The sequence below is a fragment of the Pseudomonas sp. P20 genome (assembly GCF_016463925.1).
Taxonomy (GTDB): domain Bacteria; phylum Pseudomonadota; class Gammaproteobacteria; order Pseudomonadales; family Pseudomonadaceae; genus Pseudomonas; species Pseudomonas aeruginosa.
The window spans coordinates 16,445-28,766 of record NZ_JAEMVM010000035.1; the positions used below are offsets into that span (position 1 = coordinate 16,445).

10 protein-coding genes are annotated in these 12,322 nt (G+C 66.6%); 8 read left to right on the forward strand and 2 right to left on the reverse strand.

Features of this window, described 5'->3' with window-relative positions:
- Window positions 1-5 precede the first annotated feature (5 nt).
- From JHD77_RS28600 to JHD77_RS28620, 5 genes are all read left to right on the forward strand, one after another.
- Window positions 6-1,088, forward strand: coding sequence for an LLM class flavin-dependent oxidoreductase (locus tag JHD77_RS28600; protein WP_003097607.1), 1,083 nt, complete (start codon window positions 6-8; stop codon window positions 1,086-1,088).
- Window positions 1,089-1,092: 4 nt separating this feature from the next.
- Complete coding sequence (locus tag JHD77_RS28605) at window positions 1,093-2,244, forward strand: acyl-CoA dehydrogenase (RefSeq protein ID WP_191519434.1); 1,152 nt, start codon at window positions 1,093-1,095, stop codon at window positions 2,242-2,244.
- A gap of 107 nt (window positions 2,245-2,351) precedes the next feature.
- Window positions 2,352-3,338 (forward strand): aliphatic sulfonate ABC transporter substrate-binding protein, encoded by a 987-nt coding sequence (locus JHD77_RS28610; RefSeq protein ID WP_003113358.1) that lies wholly within the window; start codon window positions 2,352-2,354, stop codon window positions 3,336-3,338.
- A gap of 11 nt (window positions 3,339-3,349) precedes the next feature.
- Window positions 3,350-4,306: an ABC transporter substrate-binding protein gene (locus JHD77_RS28615; RefSeq protein WP_003097601.1), complete on the forward strand. Its 957-nt coding sequence runs from the start codon at window positions 3,350-3,352 to the stop codon at window positions 4,304-4,306.
- A 135-nt stretch (window positions 4,307-4,441) separates the two neighbouring features.
- Entirely contained in the window at window positions 4,442-5,401 is a 960-nt protein-coding gene (locus tag JHD77_RS28620; RefSeq protein ID WP_003097598.1) for an aliphatic sulfonate ABC transporter substrate-binding protein, read from the forward strand.
- A gap of 66 nt (window positions 5,402-5,467) precedes the next feature.
- Here JHD77_RS28620 and qteE read toward each other — a convergent pair whose 3' ends face one another.
- Both qteE and JHD77_RS28630 read right to left on the reverse strand, forming a co-directional pair.
- Window positions 5,468-6,040, reverse strand: coding sequence for a quorum threshold expression protein QteE (qteE, locus tag JHD77_RS28625; protein ID WP_003090369.1), 573 nt, complete (start codon window positions 6,038-6,040; stop codon window positions 5,468-5,470).
- Between the two features lie 206 nt (window positions 6,041-6,246).
- Window positions 6,247-7,350 carry a polyamine ABC transporter substrate-binding protein gene (locus tag JHD77_RS28630; protein WP_023464797.1) on the reverse strand — a complete coding sequence of 368 codons (1,104 nt, stop codon included), beginning with the start codon at window positions 7,348-7,350 and terminating at the stop codon, window positions 6,247-6,249.
- 152 nt (window positions 7,351-7,502) lie between these two features.
- Here JHD77_RS28630 and vqsR point away from each other — a divergent pair, with 152 nt between their 5' ends.
- The 3 genes from vqsR (at window position 7,503) to JHD77_RS28645 (ending at window position 12,308) form a co-directional block, all read left to right on the forward strand.
- The gene (vqsR, locus tag JHD77_RS28635) at window positions 7,503-8,309 is read left to right on the forward strand and encodes a transcriptional regulator VqsR (protein WP_003097562.1); all 807 of its coding nucleotides are present in this window, start codon (window positions 7,503-7,505) and stop codon (window positions 8,307-8,309) included.
- 119 nt (window positions 8,310-8,428) lie between these two features.
- A complete protein-coding gene (locus JHD77_RS28640; RefSeq protein WP_031755463.1) occupies window positions 8,429-11,083 on the forward strand; it encodes a TonB-dependent receptor in 2,655 nt (884 codons plus the stop codon).
- Between the two features lie 10 nt (window positions 11,084-11,093).
- Window positions 11,094-12,308, forward strand: coding sequence for an MFS transporter (locus tag JHD77_RS28645; protein WP_003113355.1), 1,215 nt, complete (start codon window positions 11,094-11,096; stop codon window positions 12,306-12,308).
- The last annotated feature ends 14 nt before the right edge of the window (window positions 12,309-12,322 follow it).

The window sequence follows — 12,322 nt, forward strand, 5'->3', positions numbered from 1 at the left end:
GGACCATGAGCATCCAGTTTCTCGGCATGATCGGCCATCGCCTGGCCTCGGAGACCCTCGCGCCGGTCGGACCTATCCTCGACAAGCCTTACATCGCCGCTTTCGCACGCGCCCACGAAGAGGCCGGCTTCGATCGAATCCTGGTCGGCTACTGGTCGGACCAGCCGGATGGATTCCTGGTGGCCGCCGCCGCTGGCCTGGCCACTTCCCGGATCGGTCTGCTGCTGGCGCACCGCCCCGGTTTCGTCGCCCCGACCCTGGCCGCGCGCAAGCTGGCGACCCTCGAACACCTCCTCGACGGGCGCCTGGCGGTGCATATCATCAGCGGCGGCAGCGACGCCGACCAGCGCAAGGACGGCGATTATCTCGACCACGACCAGCGCTATGCCCGCAGCGACGAATTCATCGAACTGCTCAAGCGCACCTGGACCAGCACCGAACCCTTCGATTTCCACGGCGCGCACTACCGCGTGGAGCACGCCTTCTCGGCCATCCGTCCGCAGCAGAAACCGCACATTCCGGTGTATTTCGGCGGCTCCTCGGAAGCCGCGCTGAAGGTCGCCGGCAAGCAGGCCGATGTGTTCATGCTCTGGGGCGAACCCCTGGCACAGGCCGCCGAAACCATCTCCGCTGTGCGCGAACAGGCGCGCTCGAATGGTCGCGAAGTGGAATTCAGCCTGTCGTTCCGGCCCATCCTCGGGCGCACGGAGGACGAGGCCTGGGCCAAGGCCGAGGCGATACGCGCAAGCGCCGGCGCGCGCCTGGGCGAGGCCGGCTTCCCCAAGGGCAAGCCGCAGAGCGTCGGCGCCCAGCGTCTGCTCAAGGCGGTGGAGCAGGGCGAGCGCCTCGACGAGCGCCTTTGGACCGGAATCGCCAGGCTGGTCGGTGGCGGGCACAACTCCACCGCCCTGGTCGGTACCGCGGAACAGGTGGCCGACGCTCTGCTCGCCTACTACGACCTGGGCGTGCGCAATATCCTCATTCGCGGTTTCGATCCCCTCGCCGATGCCGTGGAATATGGCCGCGAGCTGATCCCGCTGACCCGCGCCAAAGTCGCCGAGCGCGAGCGCCGGCGCGCCACGGCCTGATCCCATGGCCGTCCTGCAGACTCCCTCGGCGGCGTTCGATGAACGGCTGCCAGAACTGACCCGGCAACTGGCGGAAAGCGCCGATGCCCATGACCGCAGCGGAGATTTTCCCCATGCCAACCTGGCCCTGCTGCGACACCACGGGCTGCTCGCCCTGGCCTTGCCGCCTGCGCTCGGCGGTCCCGGCGCCAGCCTCGGCGAGCTGCGCCGGGTAATCGGCGCGGTGGCTCGCGGCGAACCCTCCACGGCCCTGGTGCTGTGCATGCAGTACCTGCATTTGCGGCGCCTGGCCGATAACCCCGATTGGCCCGGCGCGCTCAAGCGGCGCGTGGCGCGCGAGGTGCTGGAGCAGGGGGCGTTGATCAATAGCCTGCGCGTGGAGCCCGAGCTGGGTTCGCCGTCACGCGGCGGTCTGCCGGGTACGCTGGCGCGGCGTGTCGGCGACGGCTGGCAGCTGTCCGGGCACAAGCTCTTCACCACCGGCATTCCCGGCCTGACCTGGCTGGCGGTATGGGCGCGCAGCGACGAGCCGACCCCCCGCGTGGGTACCTGGCTGGTGCGCCGCGACAGCCCAGGCATCCGTATCGTGGAGAGCTGGGACCATCTGGGCATGCGCGCCAGCGGCAGCCACGAGGTGCTCTTCGAAGAGGTGGCGGTGCCTCTGGAAAACGCCATCGGCCTGCATCCCCACGACCAGCCTCCGGCGCCGGACCAGGCCGTGCTGCGCGACTTCGCCCAGGCTAGCGCGGTGTTGCTTGGCGCTCTCTACGACGGTATCGCCGGGAGCGCCCGCGAGTGGCTCGTCGGCTGGCTGCGCGAGCGCGTGCCGGCCAGTCTCGGCGCGCCGTTGGCGAGCCTGCCGAGGATGCAGGAGGCGCTCGGCGGGATCGACGGCCTGCTCCTGCAGAACCGCCTGCTGCTCGATGCCGCGTGCTGCGGACAGTTGCCCGCCAGCGACTCCGGGCTGCTCAAGGTCGCGGTCATCGACAACGCGTTGGCGGTGGTCGAGAAGGCCCTGGAACTGAGCGGCAACCACGGCCTCAGCCGGCACAATCCGCTACAGCGGCACTACCGCGACGTGCTTTGCGGACGTGTCCACACGCCACAGAAAGATAGCGTCTGGAGCGCGGCGGGGAGGGCGGCGCTGAGTCTTTGAAACGTACCTCCCACGATTCTCGACCCTGGCCTTGTCGGCGACCGCACCGGCGGAACGGATAGCCCAGGATAGCCCCGGCTCCGTGCGGAGCTGCCTGGAGATTGCCCATGAAACGACCCCTGTGTGTGCTTGCCGGCCTGCTGGCCGCGACCCTGCTGGCTGGAGCCGCCAGTGCCGCCGACCTCATCAGCCTGCGCCTGGGCGATGTGAAGGGCGACCGCTACGCCGCCCTGCGCGCGTCCGGCGAGCTCGACGACCTGCCGTACAAGCTGGAAATGTCGGCGTTCCCCTCCGGTGCACCGGTGCTCGAGGCGCTCAACGCCGGGGCCCTGGACATAGGCTTTACCGGCGACATCCCGTTCCTCTTCGTCTACGCTGCCGGCGCGCCGCTCAAGGCGGTGGGCGCCTGGCACTTCAACCCGGCGACCGTGGCGCTGGTGGTCGGCAAGGACTCGCCGATCCGTTCGGTGGCCGGCCTCAAGGGCAAGCGCATTGCCGTCAATCGCGGCGGCTGGGGGCATTTCCTCGCCCTTGGCGCGTTGCGTCGCGCCGGCCTCGGACCGCAGGACGTAAGCTTTTCCTTCCTTGGTCCGGTGGACGGCCGCGCCGCCCTGGTGCGTGGCTCGGTAGACGCCTGGGTGCCCTGGGAGCCCTATACCTCCAGCGCCGTGCTGCTCGATCAGGCGCGGGTCATCGACAACGGTGCCGGGATCATGACCGGCTACTCCTATGCCCTGGCCAGCGACGCTGCGATCGCCCGCAAGAAGGCCGCGATCAGCGACCTGCTGACCCGCCTGGCGCGTGCCCAGGCCTGGGCCCTGAGGCATCCGGAGGCGTTCGCCGAGGCCCTGGCCAAGGATCTGAACATGCCGCGCGAAGTCACTCGGCGCTGGGTTGGCGAGGCGCGCATCAGTCCTGTGGTCTTCGGTCCGGAGGTTGCCGCCACCCTGCAGACCGCCGCCGATTTCTTCCATGCCGAAGGCGTGCTGCCGAAGTCGCTGGAGGTCGCCCCGGCGTTCGACTTCAGCCTGTCCGCCGGTGCCGCCGAAGTGGCCCGCCAGTTGCCCGCCGACCTCCGCGTCGGCCAGCGTTGAGGAGTTACGGAATGCGTCAGACCCTGAGCCTGTTCCTGCTTCTCTGCCTGCTCGTCGGCCAGGCCTGTGCCGACGAGCGCGTGACCCTGCGCCTGGCCGACCAGAAGGGCAACATGCGCGCCCAGTTGGAGGCTGCCGGCGCGCTGGACGACCTGACCTACGACATCCGCTGGTTCGAATTCCCCGCCGCCGCCCCCCTCGCCGAAGCACTCAATGCCGGTGCGGTGGATGCCGGCATCATCGGCGACGCGCCATTGCTCTTCGCCCTGGCCGCCGGTGCCCGGCTGAAGGCCATCGCCGTCGACAAATCCGATCCCTACGGTACCGCCGTGCTGGTGAGAGGGGATTCGCCGCTGCGCTCGGCCAACGACCTGAAAGGTCAGCGCATTGCCACCGGGCGCGGTTCCATCGGCCACTTCGTCGCGCTCAAGGCCTTGGCCTCGGTCGGGCTGGGCGAGAAGGACGTCGAATTCCGCTTCCTCGGCCCGGTGGACGCGAAAATGGCCCTCGCCAATGGTTCCGTGGATGCCTGGGCGACCTGGGAGCCCTACACCGCGTTCGCGGAGACCGCCGACAAGGCTCGGGTACTGGTCGACGGGCGCGGCCTGTGGGCTGGCAACAGCTTCCTCGCTGCTACCGATAGCGCACTGGCCGACCCGGCGAAACGCGCCGTGCTGCAGGACTACCTGCAACGCCTGGCCAGCGCCCAGCGCTGGGCGTACCTGCACCTGGACGAGTATTCGCGAAGCCTGGCGCAGATCATCGGCTTCCCCGAGGACGCCGCGCGCTTGCAGTTCGAACGCCGGCGCTTGCGTTGGCAGGCGCTGGATGAGCGAACGCTCGGCCAGCAGCAGGAGACCGCCGATTTCTACCAGGCCCATGGATTGATTCCGCAGCGCCTCGATGTGCGGCCGACCTTCGCCAGCGGCTTTGCGGTCAGGCAGGCGTCGGATGCGGATATCCGGTAGGCGCTGCCCGGGCATTAATTGATAACTATAAGTTATTTATCGATTGTTTTTTATTCCAATAATCTATCCGTTCCGTCGCCGGCAGCTGGAACTCCCGTCCCTGCGGGCGCTCGCACCTATCCCAGGAGTCATCGCATGTCTCGTCCGTTCCTGCGTCGCTTGGCCATCGTGTTTGCCGCTTCCGTCGTCCTGTCGGGCATTGGTGGCGCACAGGCCGAGGAGGTCTTGCGCATCGGCTTCCAGAAATCCTCGACTCTGCTGACCCTGATCCGCAGCCAGGGCACCTTCGAGCGCGAGTTGGCCAGGCAGGGCATCCGGGTGTCCTGGCATGAGTTCCCCAGCGGCCTGCCGTTGCTCGAATCGCTCAATGTCGGCAACGTCGATCTCTCCGCCGACGTCGCCGACACCGTGCCGGTGTTCGCCCAGGCGGCGGGTGCTCGCCTGACCTACTTCGCCCGCGAAACACCTTCGCCCGCGGCGCAGGCGATACTGGTCGGCGAACATTCGCCGCTGAAGTCCCTGGCCGAGCTGAAGGGCAAGCGCATCGCCGTGACCAAGGCCGCCGGCAGCCACTACCTGCTGATCGCCGCGCTGGCCAGCGCCGGGCTTGAGTTCTCCGACATCCAGCCAGCCTACCTGACGCCAGCCGACGGCCGCGCCGCCTTCGAGAACGGCAAGGTCGACGCCTGGGTGACCTGGGACCCCTACGTGGCAAGCGCCCAGCGCCAGCAACGCGCGCGGGTACTGGCCGACGGCCAGGGCCTGGCCAGCTACCAGCGCTACTACCTCGCCTCCAGCGACTACGCCAGGAAACATCCTGAAGTGCTCCAGCAGGTCTTCGCCGAACTGCAGCGCACCGGGCGCTGGCTCAAGAGCCACCCGGCCGACGCGGCCAAGGTGCTGGGGCCGCTGTGGGGCAATCTCGATGCCGCTACCGTCGAGCAGGCGAATGCGCGGCGCAGCTACGACGTACAACCGGTGAGCGCAGATGGTCTCGACGAGCAACAGCGCATCGCCGACGCCTTCCACGCCCAGGGACTGCTACCCAAACCGGTGGATGCGCGCGCCGTGGAGGTATGGCAGCCGCGGCACTGAGCGGCGCGGCTGCCCTGTGATGCGCGGCACCGGCGGCCAGCGTAGCTTGCCGCTGGCGCGCGTCCTTCAGGCCAGCCCATAGCTGATCTGCTCGGCCTTGACGTGGAACGCCTGCTCACGGCTCGGAAGATGCTGGTTGGCATCGGCGTTGCCCTGGCGCAGGCGTTCGGACCTCAGCGTCGGCAGGCGGAACACATCCTGCCGCTCGGTCTGCAACGCATTGCCGCGCATCAGTTCCATCAACGGAACCTGCATGGCCGGGGTGCTCTGGCCGAGGAAGTAGTTGGGCACCTCGTCGCACCACAGCAGCATGTAGTCGCTCACCGCATCGTGCTCGGCGTCGAGCACCACGTACTCGACGCGGTGGCGCAGGACCACTTCGGCGTCGATGCTCCAGCGGGTGTCCACGGTGAACAGCGGAACGTGCTTTTCCACGTCCACCAGCAGGCCATTCACCGCCTTGCAGCCGGACTTGCGGCAGGCCACGTGGTAGCGCTTGTCGGGGAGGGGGTGACGCGCCACCACGTCGCGCCCGCCAAGCAGGTGCAGGTCGAACTCCTTGATGCGGATGTCGATCAACTCGCACGGCAGGTCGAACCCCGCAGGCGTCAGCAGCCTGGGGCAGAAATGGATAAGCATGGTTTTCTCCATCAGGCATGCCCGGGGCTTTCCCGCCCTGGGGGAGAGGTATCTCTATCGGTCGCAGGTCAGCCGGCAAGCCGCATCCTGACGGACGAGGCAGAGCCTCGCCCGGTGAAAGACGCGAACGCCGGTCCTGGCGGACCTCGCTGGATTTTTCTGGCTCCGGGCGCTCCCGCGCTTCCAGGGGGCGTCTCGGGCGAGTGTCAGCTCCCGGTCTTGACCCGGCTCCAGACCCGGGTACGTATTCTCTCGACCTTCAGTGGCAGGGTTTCCAGCGGGAAGAGGGTCGCCATGGTTTCCTTGCTCAGGTAAACCGCCGGGTTTTCCCGCAGCTTCCGCTCTACCAGCGGCAGCGCCGCCTGGTTGCCATTCGGATAGCCCACGTAGTTGGAGGTCCTGGCGATGACCTCCGGACGCAGCAGGTAGTCGATCAGCGCATAACCCTGCTGCGGATGCGGTGCATCCTTGAGCAGCACCATGTTCTCGGCCCAGACCAGCGAGCCTTCCCGGGGAATGCTGTAGGCGATATGGCGACCGTTCCCGGCCTGTTCGTTGTTGACCTGGGCCATGTAGGCCGTGCCCTGCCAGCCGACCACCACGCAGACGTTGCCGTTGGAGAGATCGGTGTCGACTCTGGAGGAGTCGAAATAGCGAATGTAGGGGCGAACCTTCAGCAACAGTTCCTGGGCTTTCTGGTAGTCCTCGGGATTCTGGCTGTTGTGCGGCAGGCCCAGGTAGTTGAGGGCGATGGACACCAGCTCGGTGGAGGAGTCCAGCGTGGCCACGCCGCACTGGCTGAGGCGGGAGATGTTCTCCTCCTTGAAGACCAGGTCCCAGGAGTCGACCGGCGCGTCGGGGCCGAGCAGCTTGCGGACCTTGTCCACGTCGTAGGCGATCCCGGTGGTTCCCCAGAGATAAGGTACGGCATAGCGATTGCCGGGATCGTTGGCCTGAAGCTTCCCGAGGATGTCCGCGTCGAGGTTCTTCCAGTGGGGGAGCCGGTCGCGGTCGAGTTCCTGGAGGACGCCCGCCTTGATCAGCCCGGGCAGGATGTTGGAGGTGATCACCACCACGTCGTAGCCGGAGCGGCCGACCATCAGCTTGCCCTGCGCGGTCTCGGCGCTGTCGAAGGTGTCGAGGACGACACGGGTGCCGGTCTCCCGCTGGAAGGCCTTGGGCGTTTCCGGGGCGATGAAGTCATACCAGTTGTAAAGATGGACGCTGGTTTGCGCAGCCCATGCACTGTCCGCCGCTGTCGCACCGATCGTCGTCAGGATCGATAACGCCAGTGCACAAACTTTTTTCATTGGATTTCCTTTCCGAAACGAAACAAGTTGGATTTTGCACCTACCAGAACTGGTAGTTCTGACCTGTGGCTATCTTCGAAGGCATCGATATTATGCACATTGGAACTCTTCATGACATAACGCCGAGTGACTAATCCCAGAGGAGTAGTTGTGTGGATATCGCATTGCACGGCGGCGCCTGGCACGAGTCACTGGGAAAGTTGCTCGAAGCGCTGGACCGGCCGTTCTTCTGGCGGATCCTGGCGCAGACCCTCGGCCAGTTCGCCCCCGTCGACAACTGGGCGGCCCTGATATTCAGCGATTCCAGTCCCTTGATTCTTTCCTTCATGGAGGAGGAGAGAGAAGAAGTCGAGCCGGACCCGCTGATCAGTCGATATATAACCGGACTTTATCTGCAAGATCCTTTCTACCAGGTATCCAGAAACTGTCGGCGCGGCGGGCTTTTTCATCTTGCGGATATCGTCTCCGAAGATTTCGAAACGACCGAATATTACAATACGTACTTTGCGCATTATGTGGTGACGGACGAAGTTCAATATAACGTCCCGCTGGATGGTGAAAGAACCCTATGCCTGTCGTTGGGCAGCGAGAGCCGCTTCGGTGCCGAGCAGATCGCGCTGTTCGAGCTGCTTCGCCCGTGGGTCATCGCGCTGATGAAAAAACGCATCCACTTCGAGGATGCGGTCAGGGAGGAGGCGAAACCGATCGCAGCGGCGGAGGTGGAAGTCCAGCCCTGGAGAGGGTTGATATCGCCGCTGACCGCGCGGGAGTCGGATGTCATCCGGCTGATGCTGGATGGATACTCGAACAAGGAAATAGCGGATCGGCTGACGCTGTCGATCGCCACTATCAAGGTGCATCGCCGGCACATCTACGCGAAGCTGAACGTGAAGTCCCACTCCGAGATATTCGCGCTGTTGATCAACCCGCCCGCGCCGCGGCTCGCCGACGCACGCTAGTGCGCCGCCTGCGGAGGAACCCGGGCGCATAAGGTTATGCGAAATTCATATTGCCCGACGCTGAAAAAGCCGGCGTCGGATTGCACTCATGGGCGAATTCCATCCAGGACGATTCGACCATGCCCGATGTACGTCTTTCCTCTCGTTCGTTGACCCCCGTGCTCTGTGCGGTGGGGCTCGCCTGCGCGCTGCAGGGCGAGGTGCAGGCCGCCGACGGTGGGCCGCGCGACGCGGCCACGGCGCCCCGGGTATTCGACATAGCGCCCGGCGAACTGGCCGAGGTGTTGTTGAACATCGTGCGCCAGGGACACGTGCCGATCGCCTTCGACCAGCGCCTGGTGGCGGGGTTGCGCGGACCGGATATCCGCGGCCGGCTCAGTGTCGAGGACGCCTTGCGGCGTGCCCTGGCCGGCAGCGGGCTGGCATACGCGCAGGACGAAAGCGGTGCCTTCGTCCTGCGCCGCGGACAGGCGCCTGTGCAGGAGACGCGAGGTGCGACGGTGGCACCGACCTTGTCCACCGTGGTGGTCACCGGCACGCGCAAGAGCGATGTGAAGGCGCAGGGCAGCCTGAGCCCGATCGATGTGGTCAGCGCTACCCAGCTACGCAGCAGCGGTGCGGTCGACCTGCGCGATGCGCTGGTCAAACTGTTGCCCTCGCTGACCCGCCAGGCCCAGCCGTTCAACGCCTCGGCGTTGACCCACACGCAGTCGCTGCGCGGGCTGAGCCCCAACCATGTGCTGGTGCTGGTGAACGGCAAGCGTCGCCACGAAACGGCCAATCTCAATATCAGCGGCGGGCTGGAGAAGGGCTCCACCGGCGTCGATCTGGACACCATCCCGATCAACGCCATCGAGCGGGTCGAGGTGCTGCGCGACGGCGCCTCGGCGCAGTACGGTTCGGACGCCATCGCCGGGGTGATCAACGTCATCCTCAAGTCCGCCGACAGCGGCGGGTCGGCGGCCGCTGACGTCGGGCAGACCGGCGACGGCGACGGCTTCACCCATGGCGGCGGGGGGAACATCGGGCTGGCCTTCGGCGATAGCGGCTTCGTCAACCTCACCGCCGAATATCGCGAGCAGGAGCGCACGATGCGCAGCGGCATCGATGAGCGCACCGGTCGGCGCGACAACATTTCCATGGGCGATCCCGCGTTCCACCGGCAATCGTTGGCGCTCAACTCGGGTTTCGGGTTGGGCGACGATATCGAGGTGTACGGCTTCGGCACCTATACCCGGCGCAAGGCCTCCTCGGCGGCCAACTATCGCCTGGCTTCGGTGGCGCCGACGCTGTATCCGGACGGCTTCACGCCGCGCCCGAACAGCGACGAGGACGACTATGCGTTCCTCGCCGGGGTGCGCGGCGAGCGTCTGCTGGATGCCTGGCACTGGGACCTGAGCAGTGGCTACGGCGCCGACCGTCCCGATATCGGCATGACCCAGTCGGTGAACGCGGCGATCTACCGTGAAACCGGCAACAGTCCGAGAAGCTTCGACCTGGCGCGCTACCGCAACAGCCAATGGACCAGCAACCTGGACCTGGGGCGGGAATTCGAACTGGATTTCCTCGCTGCTCCGCTGGCGTTGTCGCTGGGTGCGGAATACCGGCGGGAAAGCTACCGCATCGACGCCGGCGACCCGGCGTCCTACTACAGCGGCGGGGCGGAATCCCTGGCTGGCCTCTCGCCGCTCAGCGAGGGGCAATGGTCGCGGCACGCCTGGGCGTCCTACCTGGACCTGGGTACCTCCCTGACCCCAGCCTGGGAGGTCGACGTGGCGGTGCGCCACGAGAAATTCAGCGACTTCGGCAGCACCACCAACGGCAAGTTCGCCACCCGTTACCAGTTCGATCCGCGGGTGGCGCTGCGCGCCAGCGTAAGCAGCGGGTTCCGCGCGCCGTCCCTGGTCCAGGAGCACTACACCGGCCTCAGCGTCGGCCCGACCATCGCCCTTGGCCTGCTGGCGGCCAACTCGCCGGCGGCGAAGATGCTCGGCGCCGACGAACTGCAACCGGAGAAGTCGACCAGCTTCAACCTTGGCCTGGTACTCAGCCCGTGGGAAAACGTCGGGCTGAACATCGACGCCTACCAGATCAGCATCCGCGACCGCATCGTCGACAGCGCCACCTATTCCGGCCAGGAAGCCATCGATGCCCTGGCCGCGGCGGGGATCTCGTTGCCGGCCAGTGCCAGTACGGTCAGTACCCACTACCTGGCCAACGGTGCCGACACCCGCACCCGCGGTGTCGACATCACCGGTCACTACCTCGTCGCGCTTGGCGAGTACGGGCAGGTCGACTGGGAACTGTCGGCCAACTTCAACCGCACCACCTTGCGCAAGAACCATCGAGGCGCCAACGGCGAGCCGCTGCTCAATGCCCAGCAGGTCGCCTGGATCACCAGCTCCACCCCGCGCAGCCAGGTTTCCCTCGGCGGCACCTGGAGCCGCCAGGACTGGGAGGTCAGCCTGCGCCTGACGCGCTACGGCCGGACCAGCTCGGAACTCGACTACACGGTAGGGCCGGACGCCTGGTCGACGGAGAAATTCAACCATTTCGTCAACGACCCGAAGTACATCACCGACATCGCCGCGCGCTACCGGCTCAGCGCCGACCTGACGCTGACCGCCGGCGCCGACAACCTGTTCGACGTCCGTCCGGACAAGCTGCCCGCGCAGAACACCACCTATGGCGACGTGCTGCGCTACGACACCTATGCCTCGCAGATCGGCTTCAACGGCGCCTTCTACTACCTACGCGCGGCATACCGCTTCTAGAGGGCCAGGCGTGGCGCAACGAGAATTTTCCGCGACCAGCGGCGGTGTGCTGCTGGCGTCGGTGGTGGCGATCATGCTCGGGCCCACCGGCATCCTGCTGAACACCTTCAGTCTGTTCATCGCACCGATGAGCGCCGAGTACGCCTGGGACCGCGCCGAGGTGTCGTTGCTGGTGACGCTGTTCGGACTGGCGGTCGCCATCACCAGCCCGCTCAAGGGCTGGCTGATCGATCGTTGGGGCGCGCGGCGGACAATGCTCGGGCTGACCGCCGCCCTGTCGCTGCCGCTGCTCGGCCTGGCGGCGGTGAATGCCGTCTGGCAACTCTACGCGCTGTTCCTGCTGATCGGCCTGCTGGCGCCAGGCAACCTGCCTTACGGACGTATCCTCGGACTCTGGTTCCGCCAACGCCTGGGCGTGGCCTACGGCCTGCTAGGCCTGGGCTTCGGGGTGGGCGGGCCGCTGGGCCTGCTGGTCGGCCACCAGAGCCTCGAAGCGTGGGGCTGGCGCGGCGCTTTCCTGGTCTACGGCGTGCTCGAACTGGGCCTGGCGCTGCCGCTGCTGGCCTGGCTGTTCCGCGAGCCAGCGCCGGATGCTGGCGTGGCCGCCGGCACGGCCGTAGCGGAAACCGCGCTGAGCGGATCGACGGCGCCCCAGGCCTGGCGCAGCGCCAGTTTCTGGCTGGTGCTGGGCAACCAGGTACTGGCGGTGTTCGTGATGTCCGGGATCATGACCCATGGCGTGCCGATGCTGGTGGAGCGCGGTTTGTCCCGGGGCGAGGCGGGCACCGCGCTGTCGGCGTTGTGGGTCGGCATGATGCTGTCGCAGCCGCTGATGGGCTGGCTTCTCGACCGCGTGGCGACGCCTCGGGTGGCGTTGCCCTTCGCCCTGGCGGCGGTGCTCGGCATGGCCTGGTTCCTGGTGGGCGACACACCGAGCGGTCTATGGCTGGCGGTGTTCCTGGTCGGCCTGGGTGGAGGAGGGGAAAGCGGCACCACCAAGTACCTGTTGATGCGCTACTTCGGCCTGCGCAGCTTCGGTGTGATCTACGGTTCGATCCAGCCGTTCACCTTCGCCCTGTCGATCAGTCTCGGCGCTTACCTGCTGGGCTGGCTGTACGACCGCGCCGAAGGCTACGGGACGGCCGAATGGGTGCTGCTCGCGGCTTTTTCCCTGGCTGCGTGCAGCCTGTTCGCCTTTCGCCCCTATCCGCAGAAATTGCCCTGAAGGGAATCATGCCG